This window comes from Sphaerisporangium dianthi, assembly GCF_042654065.1.
GTDB lineage: Bacteria > Actinomycetota > Actinomycetes > Streptosporangiales > Streptosporangiaceae > Sphaerisporangium > Sphaerisporangium dianthi.
Genome location: NZ_JBHSFP010000008.1, coordinates 88900 through 111622 on the forward strand (window position 1 = coordinate 88900; position 22723 = coordinate 111622).

The 22723-nt window shown below is 73.4% G+C and carries 19 protein-coding genes; 5 read left to right on the forward strand and 14 right to left on the reverse strand.

The window, feature by feature from the left end; translation table 11 throughout:
* Window positions 1-4: 4 nt before the first annotated feature.
* Window positions 5-937: a diacylglycerol/lipid kinase family protein gene (locus ACFO60_RS14500; RefSeq protein ID WP_380840693.1), complete on the forward strand. Its 933-nt coding sequence runs from the start codon at window positions 5-7 to the stop codon at window positions 935-937.
* Between the two features lie 70 nt (window positions 938-1007).
* Here the strand turns inward: ACFO60_RS14500 and ACFO60_RS14505 are convergent, their stop codons facing one another.
* From ACFO60_RS14505 to ACFO60_RS14520, 4 genes are all read right to left on the reverse strand, one after another.
* A complete protein-coding gene (locus tag ACFO60_RS14505) occupies window positions 1008-2618 on the reverse strand; it encodes an ABC transporter permease (protein ID WP_380840694.1) in 1611 nt (536 codons plus the stop codon).
* The gene (locus tag ACFO60_RS14510; RefSeq protein ID WP_380840695.1) at window positions 2615-3538 is read right to left on the reverse strand and encodes an ABC transporter ATP-binding protein; all 924 of its coding nucleotides are present in this window, start codon (window positions 3536-3538) and stop codon (window positions 2615-2617) included. Before ACFO60_RS14510 ends, ACFO60_RS14505 begins: the two co-directional genes overlap by 4 nt.
* Window positions 3531-4226: a TetR/AcrR family transcriptional regulator gene (locus ACFO60_RS14515; RefSeq protein ID WP_380840696.1), complete on the reverse strand. Its 696-nt coding sequence runs from the start codon at window positions 4224-4226 to the stop codon at window positions 3531-3533. Before ACFO60_RS14515 ends, ACFO60_RS14510 begins: the two co-directional genes overlap by 8 nt.
* A gap of 231 nt (window positions 4227-4457) precedes the next feature.
* Entirely contained in the window at window positions 4458-5822 is a 1365-nt protein-coding gene (locus ACFO60_RS14520) for an MFS transporter (protein WP_380840697.1), read from the reverse strand.
* A 75-nt stretch (window positions 5823-5897) separates the two neighbouring features.
* Here ACFO60_RS14520 and ACFO60_RS14525 point away from each other — a divergent pair, with 75 nt between their 5' ends.
* Together ACFO60_RS14525 and ACFO60_RS14530 are read left to right on the forward strand one after the other, a co-directional pair.
* Complete coding sequence (locus ACFO60_RS14525) at window positions 5898-6416, forward strand: winged helix-turn-helix transcriptional regulator (protein ID WP_380840699.1); 519 nt, start codon at window positions 5898-5900, stop codon at window positions 6414-6416.
* A gap of 128 nt (window positions 6417-6544) precedes the next feature.
* Complete coding sequence (locus ACFO60_RS14530) at window positions 6545-7546, forward strand: MBL fold metallo-hydrolase (RefSeq protein ID WP_380840700.1); 1002 nt, start codon at window positions 6545-6547, stop codon at window positions 7544-7546.
* 24 nt (window positions 7547-7570) lie between these two features.
* Here the strand turns inward: ACFO60_RS14530 and ACFO60_RS14535 are convergent, their stop codons facing one another.
* The 5 genes from ACFO60_RS14535 to ACFO60_RS14555 all read right to left on the reverse strand — a co-directional run bounded on the left by ACFO60_RS14535 (window position 7571) and on the right by ACFO60_RS14555 (window position 13810).
* The gene (locus tag ACFO60_RS14535; RefSeq protein ID WP_380840701.1) at window positions 7571-7843 is read right to left on the reverse strand and encodes an ester cyclase; all 273 of its coding nucleotides are present in this window, start codon (window positions 7841-7843) and stop codon (window positions 7571-7573) included.
* On the reverse strand, window positions 7843-10041 hold the full coding sequence (locus tag ACFO60_RS14540) for a prenyltransferase/squalene oxidase repeat-containing protein (protein WP_380840702.1): 2199 nt from the start codon (window positions 10039-10041) through the stop codon (window positions 7843-7845). The genes ACFO60_RS14535 and ACFO60_RS14540 overlap by 1 nt, the downstream gene beginning before the upstream one ends.
* A gap of 10 nt (window positions 10042-10051) precedes the next feature.
* Complete coding sequence (locus ACFO60_RS14545; RefSeq protein ID WP_380840704.1) at window positions 10052-11587, reverse strand: polyprenyl synthetase family protein; 1536 nt, start codon at window positions 11585-11587, stop codon at window positions 10052-10054.
* Window positions 11584-11775, reverse strand: coding sequence for a hypothetical protein (locus tag ACFO60_RS14550; RefSeq protein WP_380840705.1), 192 nt, complete (start codon window positions 11773-11775; stop codon window positions 11584-11586). Before ACFO60_RS14550 ends, ACFO60_RS14545 begins: the two co-directional genes overlap by 4 nt.
* A 61-nt stretch (window positions 11776-11836) precedes the next feature.
* Window positions 11837-13810, reverse strand: coding sequence for a B12-binding domain-containing radical SAM protein (locus ACFO60_RS14555; RefSeq protein ID WP_380840706.1), 1974 nt, complete (start codon window positions 13808-13810; stop codon window positions 11837-11839).
* Window positions 13811-13976: 166 nt separating this feature from the next.
* Between ACFO60_RS14555 and ACFO60_RS14560 the strand changes: the two genes are divergently transcribed.
* A complete protein-coding gene (locus ACFO60_RS14560) occupies window positions 13977-14618 on the forward strand; it encodes an SAM-dependent methyltransferase (RefSeq protein WP_380840708.1) in 642 nt (213 codons plus the stop codon).
* On the opposite strand, the gene ACFO60_RS14565 is transcribed toward ACFO60_RS14560, so the two are convergent.
* The 5 genes from ACFO60_RS14565 to ACFO60_RS14585 form a co-directional block, all read right to left on the reverse strand.
* On the reverse strand, window positions 14566-18096 hold the full coding sequence (locus tag ACFO60_RS14565; RefSeq protein WP_380840709.1) for a lantibiotic dehydratase: 3531 nt from the start codon (window positions 18094-18096) through the stop codon (window positions 14566-14568). The genes ACFO60_RS14560 and ACFO60_RS14565 overlap by 53 nt on opposite strands.
* Window positions 18039-18893, reverse strand: coding sequence for a cupin-like domain-containing protein (locus ACFO60_RS14570; protein WP_380840711.1), 855 nt, complete (start codon window positions 18891-18893; stop codon window positions 18039-18041). The genes ACFO60_RS14565 and ACFO60_RS14570 overlap by 58 nt, the downstream gene beginning before the upstream one ends.
* Before the next feature lie 19 nt (window positions 18894-18912).
* Window positions 18913-19083 (reverse strand): hypothetical protein, encoded by a 171-nt coding sequence (locus ACFO60_RS14575; protein WP_380840712.1) that lies wholly within the window; start codon window positions 19081-19083, stop codon window positions 18913-18915.
* A gap of 33 nt (window positions 19084-19116) precedes the next feature.
* A complete protein-coding gene (locus ACFO60_RS14580) occupies window positions 19117-19527 on the reverse strand; it encodes a hypothetical protein (protein WP_380840713.1) in 411 nt (136 codons plus the stop codon).
* Between the two features lie 169 nt (window positions 19528-19696).
* On the reverse strand, window positions 19697-19870 hold the full coding sequence (locus tag ACFO60_RS14585) for a hypothetical protein (RefSeq protein WP_380840715.1): 174 nt from the start codon (window positions 19868-19870) through the stop codon (window positions 19697-19699).
* 551 nt (window positions 19871-20421) lie between these two features.
* Between ACFO60_RS14585 and ACFO60_RS14590 the strand changes: the two genes are divergently transcribed.
* Entirely contained in the window at window positions 20422-22710 is a 2289-nt protein-coding gene (locus tag ACFO60_RS14590) for a TIM-barrel domain-containing protein (protein ID WP_380840716.1), read from the forward strand.
* The last annotated feature ends 13 nt before the right edge of the window (window positions 22711-22723 follow it).

Consider the following 22723-nt stretch of genomic DNA (forward strand, 5'->3'; position numbering starts at 1 on the left):
GGTCATGTCTGCCACGGTTGCGGTCATCGCTCATCGGAAGAAGACGCTCGGTGCGGGGCTCGACCGGCTCCGCGTGCTGATCAGCGAGCAGGACGTCGGCGAATTGCTCTGGTACGAGGTGCCCAAGAGCAAGAAGGCGCCCAAGCGGGTGCGCAAGGCGCTGAAGCAGGGCGCCGATCTGGTGTTCGTCTGGGGCGGCGACGGCATGGTGCAGCGCTGCGCCGACGTGATGGCCGGGTCGGGGGTGCCGATGGCGATCCTGCCGGCCGGCACGGCCAACCTGTTCGCGGGCGAGATGGACGTTCCCGCCGACCTGGAGGAGGCCGTGCGCATCGGCTTCCACGGCGAGCACAGGAAGCTGGACCTGGGCGTGCTCAACGGGGAGCACTTCGCGGTCATGGCCGGGGCCGGGTTCGAGGCCGAGATGATCGCCGACGCCGACCGGGACGCCAAGGGGCGGCTCGGCCGCCTCGCCTACATCAGCGCGGCCGTGCGGCACGTCGGCGGCCCTCTGGTGCCGATGACCGTCAAGGTCGACGGCACGACGTGGTTCGAGGGCGACGCGAGCTGCCTGCTGCTCGGCAACGTCGGCACGATCACCGGCGGCATCGAGGCGTTCGACGACGCCCGCCCCGACGACGGATGGCTGGAGGTGGGGATCTCCACCGCCAAGGGGCCGATCCAGTGGGCGCGCGTGCTCGGCCGCATGACCGCCGGCCGCTCGGACGAGTCGCCGTTCGTCCGCGTCACCCGGGCGAGGAAGGTCTCCGCGAAGTTCGGCGTCCCGCTGATGTACGAGCTGGACGGCGGCGACCGCGAGAAGACCACCGAGCTCAAGGCCTCCATAGCGCCCGGCGCCCTCACCGTCTGCGTCCCGCCCGTCCGGGAACCCGTCGGGGCAGGGACCGGCGGGGACGATCACGCCGCCGAAGGGTGACCGGAGGGCCGGCCCGTCCGGGCCGGCCCCCACGGTGGTGTCAGACGCGGTGGTGTCGGACGCGGTGGTGTCAGACGCCCGGGACGTCGCGGCGGCGCAGCGCGGCGAGGCCCGCGGCGGCGAGCGCCAGGGCGATGGCCGCGAGCCACAGCAGCGGCGCCGGGCTCATCTCGCCGCCGGGCAGCTTGGGCAGGTGGGTGAAGGGTGAGATGTCCAGCAGCCACTGGTCGAGCCGCAGGGCCGGGCCGACCAGCCCGAACAGCAGGCAGAGCACCAGCGCGCCCCAGCTCACCGCCGCGAAGCGGGGCAGCAGGCCGAACAGCAGCACCGCGACCGCGCCCAGCACCCACACTGCGGGCAGTTGCACCATCGCCCCGGCGAGGATGCGCGGCAGCTCGCGGCCGATGTCCCCGGTGTTCAGGCCGTGGGTCAGCCCCATGGCCAGCCCGGCGACGGCCAGGACCACGGCCGGGCCGAGCAGCGAGAACGCCAGATGGCCCGCCGCCCAGCGCACCTTGCCGATCGCGGTGCTCAGCACCGGCTCCGCCCGCCCGGCGGCCTCCTCCTCGCGCAGCCTGAGCGTCGCCTGGATGGAGTACCCGGCCGCCATCAGCCCGAACAGGCCGAGCGTGCCGGCGAAGTAGCTGTCCACGAGCCCGTTGACGCCGCCGAGCCGCAGGAAGACGTCCCGCAGCTCGCGGTTGTCGCGCACCAGGTCGCCGATGCCGGCGCCGAGGTAGCCCATGATCAGGCCGAGCGCGAGGATCCCCGCGACCCAGCCGGCCAGCAGGGTGCGGTGCAGGCGCCAGGCCAGCGCCAGCGGCGAGCGCAGCCAGGGTCCCGCGGAAGCCGGGCCGAGGCGGGGCGGCAGCAGCCCCGCCCCGATGTCGCGCCGTGCCGACAGCACGACGGAGGCCGCGACGAGCAGCGCGGCCGCGACGGCGGCCAGCGCCAGCGGCCACCAGGTCTCACCGGCGTAGGCGCGCACGCGGTGCGCCCAGCCGATCGGCGACAGCCAGGACGCCCATTCGAGCGCGCGGGCGTCGGACAGGCCGCTGAGGTCGCCGGCGACGCGGAACACGTAGGTCGCGCCGAGGACGCCGATCGCGATGCCGCGCGCGCTGCCGGCGCCGCTGGTCAGCTGCGCGGCCACGGCGGCGACCGCGGCGTACACCCACCCGGCGGCGGCGAATCCCAGCCCGAACGCCCACGACCCGCCGGCGGGCAGGCCCTGCCCGATGACGCCGGCGGCGAGCAGCACGCCGAGGACCAGGTTGGCGAAGAAGACCGTGACGAGGGCCGCCGCCAGGCCGGCGTGCCGCCCCACGACCGTCGAGCCGAGCAGTTCGCGGCGGCCGGCCTCCTCCTCGGTGCGGGTGTGCCGGATCACGGTCAGGATGCTGAACAACCCGATCACGATGGGAAGGAAGCCCGCCCGCCAGGCGACCAGCTCGGCCAGGCTCGAACCGTACAACGGGCCGTAGAGCACGACGAAGGCCCCGTTGTGGCCGCTGGCGCCGGCATACGCCTGGCGTGCCGCGGCCGTGGGGAACAGCTCCTCGAAGGAGGCCACGTACGAGATCGGGATGAGACCCAGGACCAGCACCCAGATCGGCAACAGCCACCGGTCGCGCCGCAGGATGAGGCGCACCAGCTTGCCGGCGCCCGTCAGCTCCTTCACCGGGACACCTTCGCTTCGCTTTCGGCCGCCGGGGTGGAGCGGTCGTAGTGCCGCAGGAACAGCTCCTCCAGCGTCGGGGGCCGGCTGACGAGGGTGCGCACGCCCGCCGCCGCCAGCTCGCGCAGGACGGGGTCCAGAGCGGAGGGCTCGATGTCGAAGCGCACCCGGCCGTTGTCGGCGCGCAGGTCGTGCACGCCGGGCAGGGCGGCCAGCCCGTCCGCCGGCGCGGCCAGCTCGGCCTCGATGGAGGTGCGCGTGAGGTGGCGCAGCTCGTCCAGGGTGCCGGTCTCGACGGCGCGGCCCTCGCGGATGATGGTGAGCCGGTCGCACAGCGCCTCGACCTCGGCGAGGATGTGGCTGGACAGCAGCACGGTGCGGTCGCCGCGGCGCTTCTCCTCGCGGATCGTCTCGCGGAACACCTCCTCCATCAGCGGGTCGAGCCCGGAGGTCGGCTCGTCGAGCAGCAGCAGCTCGACGTCGGAGGCCAGCGCGGCGACCAGGGCGACCTTCTGCCGGTTGCCCTTGGAGTAGGCGCGCCCCTTCTTGCGGGGGTCCAGGTCGAAGCGCTCCAGCAGCTCGGCGCGCCGCCGCTTGTCCAGCCCGCCCCGCATCCGGCCGAGCAGGTCGATGACCTCTCCTCCGGACAGCTGCGGCCACAGGGTGACGTCCCCGGGCACGTAGGCCAGCCTGCGGTGCAGCTCGGTCGCGTCGGTCCACGGGTCGCCGCCGAGCAGCCGTGCCGTGCCCGCGTCCGCGCGCATCATGCCGAGCAGGACGCGGATCGTGGTGCTCTTCCCCGCGCCGTTCGGTCCAAGGAAGCCGTGCACCTCACCGGTTCGGACGACCAGGTCGAGGCCGTCCAGCGCCCGGGTGGGGCCGAACGTCTTGACGAGCCCCGCCGCCGAGATGGCGTCAGTCATCGTGGTGCTCCTCGTGTCGGCCGAGCGTGGGTCCGCGCTCGGCTGGGGTGGCCCGGAGAGGAGTCTTGTCGAGGGCGTCGTTCAGCACGGCGGCCTCCTCCGGGCTGATCAGGGGATGCGAATAGATGTCGAGCATCGCCCGGGAGAGCAGCCGGTCGCCTTCCGGGCTGAAGATGTCCACGCCCATCACGCGTGACACGTGCTCGTAGAGCACCGGGATGGCCAGGGCCATCGCGGTGCCGAGCGTGGCCCGCGTCCTCAGGTCGACCGGCGAGGGGTCGGCGCGCTTGGCGTCGATGTCGGCGAGCCACTCTTCGGTCATCCGGACCATCTCGTCGAACAGGGGCGCGGCGGATCCTTCGGCCAGGGCGCGGGCCATGTAGCGCTGGTAGGGCTTCAACGCGGCGCGGGAGGCCGGCACGTAGCTCAGGTCCGCGTAGGTGGTGTCGGCTTTGACCCGGTCGTTGAACCGGCGGACCAGCTTGACCAGGTGGTCGTCGCACGCCTCGCGCAGCCCCTGCTTGGAGCCGAAGTGGTGACGCACCAGCCCGGAGGACACGCCCGCGGTGGCGGCGATGTCCCGGATGGTCGCCCGCTCGAACCCGTGCTCACCGAAGTGCCGCAGCGCGGCCTCCCTGATGCGGGCCCGTGCGGTCAGGTCTTCAGGATCCGGCCCGGTCGCCGTCACACGGTCTCCTATCTCCTGGTGCAACTTCCTATTCGCTCGGGTATGAGACTACACGCACGTATAGTCGACGTCCATCGGTATCCCGCGCCGATCCCGCGTCGTGGGCTTTCGCGCCTCGTCGGTCTTCCAGCGCCCGCACGACACCGTCCTCGCCAGGCTCCCCGACCCGGACGCGACGGAGTGACAACCTTCGGACGCCGCGCCGCGGCCGAGCCGGGGCGCGGCCGGTGGTCAGGCGCGGTGGACGCGGACGAGGGGGACGACGAGGGCGGTGATCAGGGTCAGGGCTGCGCAGACGACGATGCCGATGTTCATGCCCGCCCCGGGCCCGTAGACCCCGACGACCGAGGCGGTCGCCGCGACGCCGAGCGAAGATCCGACATAGCGCGCGGTGTTGTTGGCCCCCGACCCCATGCTCACCCGGTGCTGTGGCACGCTCTCGATGGCCAGGTGGGTGAGCGCGGCGTTGACCAGGCCGCTGCCGATGCCGGACACGGCCAGGCCCACCACGATCTTCCACCAGGACCAGTCGGTGATCATGCCGAACAGCACCAGCGTTCCGGCGCCCGACAGGGCGAGACCGGCGGACAGGCGGGCCCTGGCGTGCGGCAGCAGCCTGCGGGCCTGCAGGGCGGTGACGAACGACAGGCCCGACCAGATGGTGGAGAGCAGGGCCGTGACCAGGGGTGACAGCCCATGGGTGAGCTGGAGCACGGCGGGCACGTAGCTCATCAGGCCGATCACCGCGAACCCGGTGACGAGCGCGCCGCCGGTGGCCACGAGGAACAGCGGGCGGCCGAAAAGGCGCGTGTCGAGCAGAGGCTCCCGGCGGCGGGTCTCGATGACGGCGAAGGCCGCCAGCAGCACGGCCCCGGTGCCGAGCGCCCACAGGACGACGGGCCGGCCCCACCCGAGCCGTCCCTCGATGACGCCCGCGACCAGGGCGGCGAGACCCAGGCTGAGTGTGATCACCCCAGGGACGTCCACCCGCCGCCGCTCCTTCGCGCGGGACTCGGGAAGCGACCGGTGGGCCACGACGGCGAGCACGGCGGAGGCGACCGCGACCGTCCAGTAGACGCCGCGCCAGCTCGTCACCGTCGCGAGCCCTCCCGACACCAGCGGTCCGACGGCGATGCCGAGGCCGAGCATCGACCCGTAGAGGCCGGTGGCCTTGAGTCGCTCGTGGCCGGAGGGGAAGGCGTGCCCGATCATGCCCAGGCTGGCGGCCAGCAGGGCCGCGCTCGCGCCTCCCTGGAGGATGCGGGCAAGGACGAACACCAGGGTGCCGGGGGCGAGCGCGGCCACGACGGCGCCCGCGCCGAGCGTCGCGGTGCCCGCGACGAGGGTGGCCCGGCGGCCGTGGTCGTCGGCGATCGCGCCGGCCACCAGCAGCACCGCGGCCAGGCCCAGGGAGATGCCGTTGATGATCCAGGCCGGCCCGGTGGCCCCCGCGCCGAGGGCCCGCGCGGTCTCGGGGACGGTGACCACGGGGACGGTGTAGTTGACCAGGGCCAGCAGCGGGGCGGCGCAGGACACCGCGAGCGTCGTTCGTGTCGTCCCGGCGCGCGGGGGTGCGACTGGGGCGGTGATGGACACGAGGGGACCTCCTAGGTTCAATGAGCGAACCGACGGTAGCACGCCTCGGTTCGGTCAATGAACTAAGATGGCCGCATGGCACTGGGCAAGAACTACGAAGGGCAAGAGTGCGCGCTGGCCAAAGCGCTGGAGCTCGTCGGCGAGCGGTGGACGCTCCTGGTGGTGCGCGACGCCCTGTACGGGGTCCGGCGCTACGGCGACTTCCTGGCCCACCTCGACATCCCCAGGGCCGTGCTGTCGCAGCGGCTGCAGACCCTGGTGGAGGCCGGCGTGCTCGCCAAGCACCGCTACCAGGAGTCGCCCGCGCGGGACGAGTACGTGCTGACCGCCGTCGGCCGCGAACTGTGGCCGACGGTGCACATGCTGGGCCGCTGGGGCGAAGGGCTGACCCAGGACGGCAAGCCGTGGCGCCTGTTCTTCCACATCCCCTGCGACGCCCCGCTCGACCGGTACACCGCCTGCACCGCCTGCGGCGGGCACATCCTGCCCGAGGAGGTCGAGGTGCGTCCCGGGCCCGGCCTGCCGGCCGTGCGCGAGGACCCGGTCAGCCTCGCCATGCGCGTCCCGCACCGCATGCTGGACCGCCTCCCCTGACCTCCGTCACCCCTCGCTCCGCCGCCCACCCTGACCGCCGTCTACGGCCCCCACCGCGCCGGCTTCCGCCCGCGTTCTCGTCCGCCCGGTCACTAGACTGGGCCGGTCGTCGAGGGCGGAGGTGGCCGGTGGGCCGGTGGATCGAGGTCGGTGACCGGGCCTGGGCACGGCGGCACGCCGAGCTCGACCTCACCCTCGGCCTGGTGGTGGGCGACCGCGCCTGCCTGGTGATCGACACCGGCGCCGACGAGGGGCAGGGCGCGGCCTTCGCGGCGGCCGTGCGCGAGCTGACCGATCTTCCGTGGTCGGTGGTGCTCACCCACGCCCACTTCGACCACTGCTTCGGCACGGCGGCGTTCGGGGAGTGCCCTGTCTGGGCGCATCCCGGCTGCCGGGCCGACCTGGCCGCGACCGGCGAGGCGCAGCGGTCCGCCTGGGTGGAGCACTACCGCCAGAAGGGCGATTCGGAGGCGGCTGATCGTCTCGCCCGGGCACGCGTCGTGCTGCCCGACCGGCCGGTCGAGACCACCGCCGAGATCGACCTCGGCGGCCGGCTGGTGCGGCTGGCGCATCCCGGCCCGGGGCACACCGGCCACGACCTGGTCGTCCACGTGCCCGACAGCGGCCTGGTCTTCGCGGGTGACCTGGTCGAGCAGGGCGCGCCCCCGTCCTTCGGGGACGCCTTCCCCCTGGCGTGGCCCTCGGCGCTCGACCGGCTGCTCGACTTCGCCGAGCCCACGGACCGCGCGGACCGCTTGGAACCCACAGAGCTCGCGGAGCTCGCGGAGCTCGCGGAGCTCGCGGAGCTCGCGGATCGCGCCGAGCCTGCAGGCCGCGCGGACCTGGCGGACCGTGCGGACCTGACGGACCGTGGAGACCGTGCGGAACTCGTGGAGGCCGCATATCGCGTATATCGTGCGGAGCTCGCCGAGCCGCGCACGGTGGTCCCCGGGCACGGCGAACCGGTGGACGCGGCGTTCGTCGCCGCGCAGCGGGCCGAGCTGGCCGAGGTCGCCGGTCTGTGCCGGGCGTTCGCCGCCGGAGAGCTGACGCGCGCCGAGGCGCTCGCCCGCTCCCCGTACCCCGAGCCCTTCATCTCCGACGCCCTCGCCCGTCCCGTCTCGTCCTGACCCGCCGCTACGGCGCGCCGGTGTTCACCGCGCGCTCGTGCGGGTCGCGAGGCTGGAGACGATGACGACCGTCGCCTGCCGCCCGGTCGGCGCGTAGCCGCCCACCTGGCCGGTGTGCGTGCCCCGGGCCGTCACCACGACCGCGACCGCCCCCTTGTCGTCCTCCACCCGCTCCTGGACGGAGAACGTGGCGTCGGGAAGCGCGGCGCGGATCATGGCGGTCAGCCGCCGCACCTCCTCCGGACCCGTCGCGCGGATGCGCACCGGGAGGTTCTGCGGTGCCGCTTGCTCTGACATCACCTTTCTCCTTTCAACGCGTGCTCCAGCGTGGGGCGGCTCAGCGGGCCGGTCGCGCGCCGCAGCGCGTGCACGGCCGCCGCGCCGGTGAACAGGCGGCGCCAGTCGGGCACGACGATGTCGAGGCCGAGGATCGACTCGGTCCACGTGACGTCCCGCCAGGGTTCGACGACGTCCGGACGGGGGACGCGCAGGACGGGCTCGACCGGCCAGCTCCCGTCCGGCAGCTGGTGCCCGGCGAGCCAGCGGACGCCGCCCGCCACGGCCCGCTCCAGGGCTTCTCGGTCGTGGTGGTCGTGGTGGTCGTCCCGGAGCGCGCACAGGGCCTGGACGGCGAGCGCGGTCTGGAACGCGCCGCTGCCCTCCCGATGGCCACCGGACCAGCCGCCGTCGGCCCGCCTGCTCCGCAGCAGCCAGCCGGCGGCGCGGGCCAGCGTCCCTCCGGCGTCCGGCGACTCCCGCTTCACAGCGCACAGAGCCTGGACCGCGCGGCATGTCGTGTAGAGCCCGCCCACCCACCAGTAGGCGTCCCAGTACCCCGCGGGGCGCTGGCAGCGCCGCAGGAAGGTCAGCGCCGCGTCCGCCGCCGCCGTGGCGCGGTCGCCGCCCACCCGGCTCAGCATCAGCGCGACCATGGCGGTGACGCAGGGATGCGGCGTCGTCCAGCCCGGGGCGTCGTCGGTGGGCGCGCGGAACCGGACGAGCCAGGCGGAAAGGTCGTCGACCGTGGTGAAGCCCCCGTCGGGCGCCTGCGTGGCGAGCAGGTGGTCCAGCGCCGGCTCCAGCAGCGCCCGGTCGACGCCGGGACGGTCGATCAGGAACATCAGTGCGTTCGCGGTGGAGTCGTTGTCGGCCGGCCAGTGGCCGTTGTACCCCCAGCCGCCGCCGGGCGCCCGGTTCTCGACGAGCCATCGCGCGGCCGCGTCCAGCGCGGGCGCCCGCAGACCGGCGTGGGCCAGGTTCCAGCCGACGTAGCCGGTCGCCCAGGACGTGCTCTGCTGGGTCAGCACCAGGAAGTCGCCGAAGTGGCCGTCCGCGTACTGCTCGCCGCCCATGTGCGCCAGGGCGGCGCGGACCGCCTTCTCGCTCATCTGCGCGTCGGAGGCACGGACGGCGTTCTCGCTCGTGTGCGTGGCAGCGACACGGACGGGGTTCTCACTCATGTGCGCGACGGATACGCGAACGGGGTGCTCGCTCATGTCGCTCATGTCGCTCATGTCGTCCAGGCGCGCGGCGGCCGGGGGGCGCGAGCGGACGGCGGCGCGGGCGCGGGCCGGGCCCAGATGCCGGGCGCGCGTCTCGGCGAGGTCGGAGCGCAGCCGCAGCACGTCGCCGTACAGGCGGGCGAGCATGGCGGCGAAGGAGACCGGGGGCAGGTCGGTGACGGCGGCCATCGATCGGGCGAGATGTTCGGCCGCCGCGTCCAGCGCGCGCTCGGCGACGCCGCCGTAGTGGAGGACGCGGGCGGCGTCGGGCAGTCGCGCCTCGCGCTCGGCGGCCCCGGAGGCGCTGCCGAACGCGTCGAGCACGGACGCGCCAAGCGTGTCGGGTGCGGATGTGCCTGGCGTGTCGGGTTCTGAGGTGCCGAGCGTGTCGGGTGCGGATGTGCCGCCGAGTGCGTCGAGTAGGGGGCCGACGACCTCCGAGCGGTACCCGGCGAGGAAGTCCCGCTTCCACCGCACGCAGTCGCGGTAGAGCGCCAGGCCGGCGTAGAGGTGCGTCTGCGACTCCTGGACCGCGGGCAGGAGCGCCGGGTCGCCGCCGCAGACGGCGAAGGCCGCCGCCGTCGCGTGCGGCAGGTCGCTCCACGAGGGCAACCCTCGCGGTCCGCGGTCGTCCGCGAGCAGCCGCCAGTAGCGATCGCCGGGTGGGATGATCGGCTCCAGCCGCCGCCGCGCGAGGTCGCGCAGCCAGGCGCGCGCGGCCCCGGTCGTGGACGCCTCGCCGCCGCCGCGCACGCGGGCGTCCCGCAGCCCGGACGCCATGCCGTGCGCCCGGGCGGCCAGGGCGATGCGGCGGGCGGCCCCGAGCGTGACCGCCGGGAAGTGCTCCCACAGCAGGAACGGGAAATGGTCGAACAGCGCCTCGGCTCCGTGGTGCGCCGAGGGGGCGGGCAGGCCGTGCTCGCGCCGCCAGGCCAGCCAGAGCTCGCCGAACGTCTCGTCGGTGCGGCGCGTCTCGACCATGAGCAACGTCATCCCAAGACCCTCAGCCGGCCGACCGGTCGCGGTGGCGCCGGAAGACGGCGTCCATGGAGGGAAGGGCGGCCGCCGCCGGCTCTCCGGAGCAGTCCGCGATCAACCGGTAGCCCAGGTATCGGCCCACCGCCGGGGGCGCCCATCCAGCCCCCGGCCCGGCGGCGCTCCACAGCTCGGGCGGCTCGCCGAGGCCGGCCGTCAGCATCCCGTCGAGCCAGGCGTCGTGGCGTCGCAGCCAGGACAGTTCCCCCGCCGACACGCCAAGGTGCGCTTCGAGGCCCCGTTCGGGGAAGGCGCGGAGCGAGGCGTGGACGGCGCGGCCGACGTCGTACAGCGCCTCGCCCATGGAGTGGACGCCGCGGCCCTCGGCCAGGATGCCCGCCTGCGTGCGCAGGATCCCCTCGTCCGGGACGCGCGGCTCCCTGGCGGGGGCGAGCCAGGCGTACCACGAGCGGGAGATCGGGGCGTCGGCCGCGCGCCCGCCGCTCCAGCGCATCAGGACCTCACCGGCGGACACGGGCTCGGTCGTGGGCTCGGCCGCGGGCTCGGTCATGGGGTCGCCGTCGTCCTCGCCGGTCGGCGGACCGCCGGGGCGGAGCGCGCCGACCCGCCGGAGGGTGTTCCTTATCGCCCCCGACCAGCCGTCCACCTCGAAGCCGGACGCCGCGGCCTCCGCCCGCGCCAGATAGCGCAGGGCGAGCGCCCGCGTCTGTTCGGCCGCGCCCGAGCGCACGAGGAGGTCGCCGACCTCGTCCGGGTCCGGCCGCGCGCTCGATTCGACGCGGTCGCGCCAGCCCGCGGACAGGAAGGCGAGCGTCAGCGGATAGGTGTACATGCCGCGCTCGTAGTCCGCGCGCCAGTCGGCGAGGTCGTCGGCCAGCTGGAAGCCGATGTAGAACAGGTCGTGCGACGACTCCAGCGGCTCGATGACCTGCTCGTTCCCGTCGAGCACGGCGAGCGCCGCCAGGCAGCTCCTGGCGACCGCCGACTTCCCCGCGTAGATCATCTCCAGCTCGTCCCGCGAGAAGGGGGTGACCAGGCCGCGATGTCGCGCCCCCTCGGCGAGCGTGGCCTGGCTGAAGTGCTGATAGTTGCGGTCGAAGTGGGTCCAGAAGCGGCTGCGGGCCGGGAACAGCTCGTGCAGCATGCCGAGCGCCTCGCGGTACAGCGCGGTGCTCAGCAGCACCGTCCCGGAATCGTCCGGCGACGGGCGGTCGCAGAGCTCGTCCAGGCACAGCACGTGGTCGAACAGGAGCGACCCGCACGTGCACAGCGCGCGCAGCTGCGCCAGCGACACCTCGGGGAAGGCGCCGTAGAACAGCAGCGGGTAGGTGGAGAAGCCGCGCGTGTCGATGCCGGCGGCGATGCGGCGATCAGAGGGCAGGCCGGCGACGGCGGGGAGGCCGCTCACGCTCAGCGTCCGCCGCAGCCGTCGCGCGACCGGGCGGCGCGCGTCCTGCACGAGGACGCCGTCTCCCTGCCAGCCGACGTGCGTCTCCTGGTTGACGGGCGCCGCGCCCGGGTTCCCGGGCGGGCGACCGGTCACCACTGGGCCGTGACGATCTGCGTCACGACGGTGACGACGCCGCCCGCCTCCCCCTCGGCCTCCATGCGGGACTCGAGCTCGACGAGCCCGAGGTCCCCTATCGGCAGTTCTTCGAGCGGCAGCTCGTCGAACGGCAGCTTCTCGAAGGGCAGCTCGTCGAACGGTGTGGTCGTCTCGGGAGTGTCCACCCGCGTCTCCTCCGGTTGGTGTTCCGCTCTTGCCCGGCGTCCCCGATGGCCGGCGTCCTGGCTACACGGGGCTCGCGGCCCGCTCTGGGACGAGCCCCATCGCTCTCAGGTGCCGTTCGGTCAGATGGTGTCTGGTGGTGAAGCCCTTTTGCTGCGAGACGTTGCGGATGACGAGCTGGGGCCGGCTGACGAGCTGCCTGGCGATGTCGCGGATCTCCAGGACGTCGCCGTCCCGGACGAGCGGGCTCGGCGTGCGCGGCACGCTGGTCTCCAGGAAGACGTAACCGCGCTGCCGTACGAGCTTCAGGTCGACGAACAGCAGGTCGTGCGCGCCGGGCGTGGCCTCGGGCGGCCGGCCGGCGCCGCGCAACGACGCGCTGAGCGCCTGCACGTCCCAGTCGAACCGCCGGAAGACCGTGGCCTGCGGGATGAGCCCGCGCTGCAGGGCGTAGCGCACCTCGAAATACTCGACGAGGTCGGGCAGGTACGGCGCCCGGCCGATGAGCTCGGGCAGCAGTTCGGCCTTGACGTAGGCGCACAGGTCGAGCACGAAGCGGTACAGGTAGTAGTCCTGCGCGCGCTGCTCGCCCGAGATGTTCCGGCGCTGCCAGTCGGTCCAGCCGGTCAGGACGCGACGCGGGTCGGCGCCGGCGTGCCGCAACGCGATGAACAGCAGAGGGCAGGTGTAGGTGGCGGCGGAGACGGCCTTGGCCAGTTCCCGGTCGAGGTGCGGCGTGGGGATGAAGTAGAAGTTCGCGAAGATGGCGGGGTGGCGGCGGACGAGCGAGATCTCGGCCTCGTTCAGCAGGAAGAGCGATATGTCGGAACTGTGCCCGTCGAACCGCAGGTCGTCCCGGTGCCGGGTGTGCAACGGGCTGCCGGTGAGCGGGGCCAGCAGGTGCATCTGCGCCGAGGTCTTCTGCGAGAGCTCGAGGACGTCCAGGGCGAGGCCGAACGAGTCGAGCGCGTCGGTAACCGTCTCGTCGGGGAACCCGGTGATGAACGAGGCGGTGGGGGAGATGCCGTTCTCGACGCAGGAGGACATGACGGGAAGGACGTCGGAGACGTCGAGCCGTTTCTTGATGGCGGGCTGCAACGCCTGGGCGCCGGTCTCCACGCCGAAGAAGACCCCCATGCATCCCGCCTCGGCCATCTCCGACAGCAAGGCGTCGTCCACCCTGTCGGTGCGCGCGCTGCACCCCCACGAGAACCCGTCGCCGCCGTCGCGGAGCACCTCGCAGAACCGCCGCACCCAGCGGCGGTCGACGGTCAGCATGTCGTGCACGAGGTCGAAGCGGGAGAACCCGTAGGCCTGGTGCAGGAACCGCATCTCGGTGACCAGCCGCTCAGGCGACTTGATGCGGTGGCGCCGGTTGAAATAGACGTTCGTCGAGCAGAACGTGCAGCCGTAGGGGCAGCCCCGTCCCGCCTCGACCGGCGCCAGGCCCACTCTGATCTTGTCGAAGGGGTAGAGGTCGTAGGCGGGGTAGGGCAGGTCGTCCAGGTCCTGGAGCAGCGGCGCGTCCGGGTTGCGCACCACCGCGCCGCCGGGCCGCCGCCACGTCACCCCGGGCACGCGCTCGATGTCGCCGTCGCCGGACAGCGAGCCGAGCATGGCGTTCAAGGAGACGTCGGCCTCGTTGCGCACGACGGCGTCGACGAAGGCGAACTCCGTCAGCGTGGCCACGTCCACGACGGTCGCCTGCGGGCCGCCGAGGACGATCTTCACTTCCGGGTCGCGCTCGCGGCATTCGCCGGCCAGCGCCAGCGTCTGCGGATAGGAATTGCACATCGTGGTGAATCCGATGACGTCCGGTCGCAGGCCCGCGATGAAGTCGGCGACGTCCCGGTGAAAACCGGGGCCGTCGGTGGCCGTGCCGTCGAAAAGCGCGAGCGTCTGGTCCACGATGACGGGTTCGTGCCCGGCGGCGCGCACGTGCGCCGCCAAAGTGAGAAGGTTCAGGGGAACATAAGGTGAGGGCACCTTGCCGTGGTGCCAGTCGGCGTTGAAACAGGTCACAAGCGCGACGCGCATGCGCACCCCCGCGAGAATTGCAGACCCATCAGAGTGTAGGGACGCCCGTACTTTCCGTCCAGGGCCTTTTTCGGCAATGATCATTCCAATGCGTTATAGGAAGATTGAGGGGATTTGTGGGCGGGAGGTCGAAATGATATTCACGTCGGCTCGGGGAAGGGGCGAAATGTTCCGCCGGCTCGCGGGTCAGTCGCGGCTCATCGCCCGCTCGTTCCCGGCCGCGTGCCGCGGGCGCGGCGTCACCCGGACGGCGCGGCTGGGCCTGGCCGAGGTGCTGTTCGACCTGCGGCACGGCACCGACACCTCCGTCGAGCCGCCCGGCCGCCCCACCGCGCATGAGGGCACCAACCCGCTGCTCTTCGCCGAGATCCTGCGGCACGCCGAGTTCACCCCGGCCGGCCGCGCCTTGGTGGACTTCGGCGCGGGAAAGGGCCGGGCGCTCATGCTCGCCGCCGAACACGGCTTCGCGGCGGCGACCGGAGTGGAATCGTCGCCCGAACTGTGCGCGACAGCGCGCGCGAACATCGCGAAATACGGCCGCCGCCGTCCGGGCGCGCTGTCGGTCACCTGCGCCGACGCCGCGTCCTTCGAGGTGCCCGCCGAGGTCAGCGTGGGGTACTTCTTCAACCCGTTCGGCGCGGCGACCATGAGCGCGGTCGTCGACCGCATCCTCGAATCGCTCGGCCGCGCTCCGAGGGAGTTCCACGTCGTCTACCTGAACCCCCGCCTGGACGGCCTGTTCCTCGGCGCCGGATTCATCGAGGCGCACCGGCGGCCGGACGCGCTGCTGCTGCGCCGGCCCCGTTGAGCCGTGCCGCCCGCGACCGGTACCAGCGGTGGAGGAAGTCGTACAGGACCAGTTCCTGGGCGCGGGCGGCCGAAGGCAGCATCCGGTTGGCGTGCAGGTGGAGGAAGCCGCCGGCGAGCGTGGTCAGCGGGCGGGCGAGGCGGCCGTCCCGCGCGCACGCCGCCAGGTCGCCGGCCACCGAGCGCAGCGCCCGGGACCGCGCCGCGTAGGCCGCCACCTCTGGCGGCTCCGTGCCGAGAAGCGCCTCCAGGGCGGCGCGCTCGCGGCGGTAGCGCGCGCCGAGCCGGCGCGCGAACGCGGCGTCGGCCCCGAACTCCCTGCCGAACCGGTCGCGCGCCGCCCCGACGACGGCGATCCGGCCGGGCAGGTCCAGGCCGAGGTCGCCGAGCAACCGGTCGAGACCGGCCAGCGCCAGCCGCCACCGCGCGTCCCCGTCGCCCGGGACGCCGGCGATCGCGTCGAGCGCGGCGTCGCTGTCCGCGTGGAACAGCCGCTCGGCCAGGACGATGCCGTCGGGCCCGCCGTACCGTTCGACCTCGCGCTCGTAGGTGTCCAGCTGGGTGCGCCACACCGTGCCCTCGGCGTGGAGTCCCGCGCAGCCGCCGAGCAACGCGGGCAGCACCTCGCCCATCAGGCGGGCGGGGTCGCCGTGCAGGCGCAGGCGGAGGTGCGGATCCGGATCGGCGTACCTGATGAAGAACCAGCGGTCGGCGGCGCCGCCGGACACCGCGTCGCGCACGACCGGGCGAACGACGCGCTGGAGCACCGCGTCCGCGCTCGCGGGCCCGGTGTACAGCTTGGCGTAGAGCCATTCGGACCCGGGCGGGAAACTGCGCGCGACCGGCCTCGCCACATGCGGCGAGAGGCCCCGCCGGCCGGGTCGCGCGACGCCCGGTGGGAGGCCGCGTTCGCCGGGTTTCGGCGTGCGGTACGGCGGCGCGGGCGCCGAGGGCTCCCGCGCGCGCAGGAACGGCACGACGAGCTCGTGTGCGAACCGGCCCTCGGGCCCGGCCGCCGCCACGTCGTCGGGCCCGAAGAACACCTCCTCGATCCGGACGGAGGCGCGGCCGCGGAAGAGATCGGCGGCCATGTCGGCGAACAGCACGTTGTCCAGGTCGACCGGCAGGCGGCGATCGCCGTCCGCGACGGCGACCCAGCGCGGCAGGCGCAGGTGCCCGCGCAGCTCCTGGATCGCGGCGAACCGCGCCGCCGCGGTCGGCACGGAAAGCGCCGCGAGCCGCTCGCCGGACAGGTGCCAGCGCTCCCGGGACAGCACCAGCCGGCCGGCGGTGATCCGCGGCAGGTGCGGCGCGTCCTCCAGCGCTCCGAACGAGAACGACAGCGCGCCCGCCACGCCCTGCCCCGCGAGGCCGCACAGGAAGCGGTACAGGGCGGGGCTGCCGGCTCCGCCCGCGCGGTGCGCGGTCGTCAGCCGGGGGAGGACCTCGCGGCCGAGCGAGCGGGAGCGAAGCACCACCCGATCGCCGGTGACGGCGACCACGAGGTCGGTGAGCGGGACCCGGCGCGCGGGCGCGGCCGAACGCCCGAGGTAGACGATCTCGTGGTCCCTGAGATGCGGCCGTACCAGCACGTTGCCCACCTTGCCCGGCGCACGGTGCACGATCTCGGCGAAGACGGCGTCCGGGCGCAGGGCCTCCTCGGCCCGCAGGTGCGCCCGGACGTGGCGGCTCAGCAGGTCGTCGCGGCGGCAGAAGCGGCCCAGCAGGTTCGCTCCGGACGGCCCGCCGGCGCTGGACAGCAGGATCCGGTAGCGGCCGGCGGCCACCGCCTCGTCGCCGGCCGCGAGGATCGTGGCCACCACGCCGAACGAGTCGGGCATCGGGTCCGTGCCTCCACCGGCCTCCTCCAGCGCGCGCAACTCGGCCTCACCGAGGACGATCTCGCTCGCCCCCGTGCGCGCCGCCTCCGACAGCCGGCGCAGCAGCAGAGCCTCCCGCCGGCCGAAACGCGTTCCCCCGGCGCCCGGCGGAGCGGGGAACGCCAGGCCGTCCAGCAGCGGGGCCGGAAAAGCGCCGGGCGCCTCCGCCGCGGGGAACCCGATGCCGATCTCGTCGTCCAGGGCCTCGCACAGCGGGACCTCGCGCTCGCCGTACCGGCGGCGGAACGCCTCGCGGAAGCGGTGCACAAGGTCGCCCGGCCGTCCGCCGCCGACGCGGTGCAGGACGCGCACGCCGCGCTCGATCTCGGCGACCGCGTCCCACCCCAGCGTCGCGACGGCCGGCTTGGTCAGGTCCACGTGGAAGGCGGCGGGGACCGCGGGCCGGACCGGCAGCGCGTCGAGCGCCGCGGCGACCTCGCCGTAGCGCTCCGTCGCGGTCCCGGGCGGCAGCCGGTCCAGGTCGGCGAGCATCGCGCGCGCCCTGCCCAGGACGGCGGCGGCCGTCCGCGCGCGGGGTTCCGTCACGCCCGCGAGCCCGCCGATGACGTCGTCGATCGGCTCGGGCCCGCAGACCGCCGGGGTGAGCTCGCAGACCAGGAGCTGGGCGTCGATCAGCTCGTCCACGAAGCCCGCCGCCTCGTCGGGGCCGGCCTCAGGGTCGGCGGCGCGGACGGCGGCCGCCAGCTCCCTGGGCAAGGCGCCGGGGAGGGCGCCGGGTAGTTCGTCGGACAGGGCGCCGTGCGGTTCGCAGGGGAAGGCGCCGGGCGGTTCGCCGGGCGGTTCGCGGGGGAAGGCGCCGGGCGGTTCGCTGGGCGGTTCGCGGGGGAAGGCGCCGGGCGGTTCGCCGGGCGGGGTGCCCGCCTCCGCGCGGCGGAGGGCGGCGTCCAGGTGCGGGGACGGCTCGACGGCCACCAGATGGAAGGAGGTGCCGCTCCCGGCCGGTCGTGCCTCGGTGTACCGCAGCCGTCCCGCCGCGCGGTAGAGGCTGGAGTTGGGCGCGTACCTGAGGTGCCGCCGCACGGCCGGGTCGCGCTGCAGTGCCTCCGCCAGGGCGTCGAGGTAGCGGCCGTCCAGGCTGGTGTGGCGCCGGCAGACCTCCCGGCCCGGGAGGCGCAGCCGGGTCTCGTCGCCGACGAGGCCCACCGAGCATCCGGCGAAGAGCCCGAACGGGGTGGCGCGTCCCGCCATGCGGGCGACGTAGCGCAGCAGGCCGAGCCCGGCCCGGGGGGCGCCGTCCGGGTCGCGGGCCCAGCCGTCCAGCCGCCCCTCCAGCGACGGGGAGGCGATCAGCAGCGCCTCGCGCACGTCGGGCCGCAGGCACAGCGCGCGCAGCCGGTCGAGGACGCGGGCGCGGTCGCGGTCCAGCGCCGCGGCCTGATGGCGGCCGGCCGCCCCTTCGAGGTCGTCGCCGAGCGCGAGCAGCGCGTCGACCGGTAGGCAGGGCGTGCGGAGCACGAAGAAGCCCGCCGCCCGCCAGGTGTCCCCGCCGTCCCGCCAGGCGTGCCCGCCGTGCCCGTCGCTCATCTCCCGTGCCGCCGTCTCGCCCGCGCCCACCCCCGCCGCAGCAGGAACCGCCACAGCGGCGGCGTCGCGATGCCCTGGCCGAACGGCCGCGGCCAGAAGAAGTTGACGTTCAGCGCCCACGCCGACACCACCGTGACCTGGTGGTACCAGCCGACCGGGATGTACAGCGACTCGCCCGGCGAAAGCGTGCACTGCCGGCCCGACGCGCGGCGCGCGAGCGGGAAGCGGTCGAAGTCCGGGTCGTTGGGGTCGAAACGGCAGTGCGTGATGCGCGGAATGCGATAGACGCGCCGCGACTGCGACGGCGGGAACAGGATGAAGTGCTTGCGGCCGATCACCTGCACGTTGCAGTTGGGCGTCACGTCGCAGTGCAGCCCGGACGAGGTGCCGAGGACGCCGCACCACAGATTGGCGTCCACCGGGGGAGAGCGGTACCAGTCGGGGGCCGGCGCGTCCGCGACGAGCGTCTTCGACAACTCGCCCAGTTTCGCGTCCAGGTAGTAGGAGACCTCGAAACCGCCGCCGGCGACGGCCCGGGTGACCTCGCGGACGCCGGCGTGGTCGCCCGCGAGGCCTTCCAGGTCGCGTGCCGTCTCCACCACCCAGTCGAGGTAGTCGCCGAACGGCACGCGCCCGCCCTCGGCGAGGTTCTGGAAGATGTTGCGGGGCGGGCCGTTCGTCTCTCGCACGGCCACCTCGCGGTCGCCGGCCACGGATTTCAGGTATCCCTCGTGCCAGCGCGTGAAGGCCCGCCACCCGGGCGTGTTGTCCAGGACCACCAGGGGACCGCCGGCCAGCCGTGCCGGCCGGAAGTCGCGGCGGGAGACGCGCGGGATGGGCTTCAGGCGCATGGACGGCCGGCTTCGGCGCTCACCGGCCCTGCTCGCCCTCGCCTTCGCGCGGCCCCAGGTCGGCGGTCTCTTCGCAGGTCCACAGGCTCCACCCCTGCGTGGTGAGTATCGGGTCGTTGAGATTGCGCACGGTCTCGCGCTTGAGCGCCAGCCTCTTCTTGGGGGTGGCCTTCTCCGATGCTGGGTCCATGACGCGAACTCCTCAGGTCTCGACGGACGGCGCCTACTTCTTCAGGGTGATCTCGCGGACCAGCTTCATGCCGAGCAACTCGCGGAACTGGGCGCAGTCCTGCTTCGCCGACCCCGCCACGAACCGGCCGGCGAGGTCGTTCATCTTCTCCTGGTATCCGTCCAGCGCGGCCATGTTCCGGACCTCGACCATGAGCATCACATCCCAATCGTCGCGATTGGCATGCGGGGCCACCAGCACGCGGTAGTCGAGGATCAGGCCCTCGCGCTTGGCCTCGTCCATGAGCGGCGTCCAACCGGCGCCCAGGTTGCGCAGATATTCCGCGGTCATGCCCGGCTTGGTCTGGGCGAACTGGATGGACCACACCGAGCCCTCGGTGAACGGCAGCTCGCGGCGGGTGCTCGCCGCGGAGGCGGCCTGCGGTAACTCGTCGTTGTGGATCACGGCGCCCTCCCTGATGCTTCGCGACTCGTCGCGCCATGCCGTGGTGGGCGGGCGCCTCCCCGCGAATCACCGCCGGCACCCTGTCCTCGACGCACCCAGCATAGACACGTTCCGTCTCCGTGCGAATACGCTGAAGTGAGACGGTGGAAGGCGGTGAGGTCGCGGCAGGTCAGGCGGCCGGGGCACCGCCGCCGGGGCGAGGGAAGCGGATCACGTTGCGGCCGGTGTAGGCCTGCAGGTGGACGACCTTGCTCTCGTGCGCGGGCTTGTGGCGGTGCGCTGAACGGATGTCGCGCACCTTGTGCCCCGGAACGTACGCGGGCACCACCGCAAGCCTTCTCATCGAGCCCCCCCGGCGTGATGATCTCGTTACCCAAGATGTCTACAGAGGTCGGCGTAAGACTATTGTAAAGATCTCTAGTACGGGAGCAGGCGGCCGGAAGGCGAGCGCAGATCGAGGGGGGCCGCCGTCTCGGGACGGTGGCCGGGGCGGGGCCGGGCGATCCTGACGCGTCTCATCGCGTTCTCCTCCGGTCGGGGACCGTGTGCCTGAGCCGACTATCGCCCCGCCCGCTTGCGGTCCTGTTGCCGCGTGGTTGCACCCTTGCCGAATGGCCGCGCCCGGCGCGTCGGGGTGAACGGCCTCACGGGGGTTCACGGAGGCGGAGCGCGGCGTGACCGCCGTAGCGGCGCCCGCGCACGCCCTTGGCGCGGCCGACGGCCTCTCCTCGACGTTCCGCTCGCCGGCGGACGGCGATAGGTGCGGCGCCCGGACCGAGGAGCGTTCCGCCACGCCGTCGACGGCGCCCGGGCGGCGCCTGCGGCGTTGACGTTTGTTCGTATAGTCGGCAAACTAATTCGCGTCGCCCCTCACCGGATCGCCAGGAGTGCCGAATGCCGTACCGTCCTCCACTGGTCGCGCACGAGTACTTCAGCGCCGATCCGCCGGAGCTGCCCGTACGGGCGCAGGGGGAGCAGGGCCTGTCCGCGCTCGTCCGGGCCGAGGTGATGGCCTCGGACGGCGAGGGGGTGACCTTCAAGGTCTCCACCTCGGCGGAGGAGGTGCTCGTCGTCCAGGTGACGGCGGCGGGCGAGGGCGTGATCCGCGTGCGGCTCGGCGAGGACGTGGCGGCGCGCACCCGCTCCGCCCGTGCCGTCGAGATGGTCCGTCCCGGCCGCTTCGCGGGGGCGCGGGTGGAGGCGGGCGAGGGCCGGGTCGTGGTGGACGCGGGCCCGGTGCGCGCCGAGATCACCCTGGACCCCTGGCACCTGCGGTTCACCACCGCCGACGGGCGGCTGCTGACCGAGCAGGACCCCGGCCACGTGGACATCAGCGGCCGGCTGCGCACGCTGCCGTTCGGGCGGTCGCTGGTGGACGGCGTGACGGTGGCCTACCAGGAGAGCCTGGTCGCCCAGCCGGACGAGCATTTCGGTGGGTTCGGGGAGAAGTTCACCCCCCTCGACAAGCGCGGCCAGCGCCCGCTCATGTGGAACTTCGATGCCTTCGGCGCGGAATCCGACCGTTCGTATAAGAACGTTCCATTCTTCGTGTCGAGCCGCGGCTACGGCCTGCTGGTCGACAGTGGCATGCCGGTGGAGTTCGACGTCTGCCGCTCGACGCACAGCTGCGTCGAGATCGTCGTGCCCGACGACCTGATCGACTACTACTTCATCGCCGGGCCGTCCATCCCCGAGATCCTGGCCAGGTACGACACGCTCACCTGCCCGCCCGCGCTGCCGCCCAAGTGGGCGTTCGGCAGCTGGATCTCCTCGGGGTTCTTCAAGGACAGCCAGGAGCGCGTGCTCGAGCGGGCCAGGAAGATCCGCGAGCGCGGCATCCCCTGCGACGTGCTGCATCTGGACTGCTATTGGCAGGCCGCGGGCCACTGGTCGGACATGCGGTGGGACGCCGAGAGCTTCCCCGACCCGGCCGCCATGCTCGCCACCCTCCGCGAGCAGGGCTTCGCCACCTGTCTGTGGATGAACCCCTACATCTCCCACCTCAGCCCGGCCTTCCCCGACGCCGCCGCCAAGGGCTATTTCCTGAAAGATCAGGACGGTGAGACCTACGTCGCCGACTCCTGGCACGGCTCCTACCCGGCCTGCGGCGTCCTCGACCTCACCAACCCCGAGGCCGCGGCGTGGTTCGCGGACCTGCTGCGCGGGCTGCTGCGGCAGGGCGTGGCGCTGTTCAAGACCGACTTCGCCGAAGGCGTCCCGCGCGACGCGGTGGCGCACAACGGGATGACCGGGACCGAGTTGCACAACGTCTACTCGCTGCTGTTCAACGACCTCGTCTCGGACGTCACCCGCGAGGTGAACGGCCACGGCATGGTGTGGGCGCGCTCGTCGTTCCTCGGCGGCCAGCGGCACGCGGCGCAGTGGGGCGGCGACACCTACACCTCCTATCCCGCCATGGGCAGCACCATCCGCGGCGGCCTGTCGCACGGACTGTCCGGCGTCCCGTTCTGGAGTCACGACGCCGGCGGCTTCACCGGCACCCCGACGGACGACCTGTACGTGCGGTGGGCGCAGTTCGGCGCGCTGTCGCCGCTGGTCCGCTTCCACGGCACCACCAGCCGGGAGCCGTGGGAGTTCCCCGCGGTCGAGCACCTGGCGGTCGAGGCCATCAGGCTCCGCTACCGGCTCATGCCCTACATCTACTCCGCCGCGGTCGAGGCGGCGCGCACCGGCGCCCCGATGATGCGCGCGTTGTGCGTCGACCACCCGGGCGACCCGGTGGCCTGGCAGGCCGACCTTGAGTACCTGCTCGGGCGCGACCTGCTCGTCGCCCCGATGACCTCACCCGAGGGCTCCCGGCAGGTGTACCTGCCCGATGGGGAGTGGGTCGACTACTGGACCCACGAGACGCTCCGCGGCGGCCGCTACATCACCGTCGCCAAGCCCCTGGACCAGATCCCGCTGTTCGTGCGGCGCGGCGCGCTCATCCCGGTCACCGGGATCCGCGACACGGTCGGCGACGGTCCGTTCACCGACGTCACCGTCGTCGCCTACGGCGGCGGCGACGGGCAGGCCACCATCAGGGACGTCGACGGTGACACGACGGTCACCGCCACCCAGGACGGCGACGTGCTGCGCGTCGCCGTCACGGGCCCCCTGCCGATCACCAACGTCGAAATCGCCCCCGTCGACGGCGCCCCTGCCACGGTCGTCGTCGGTTAGCAAACCTGGAGAA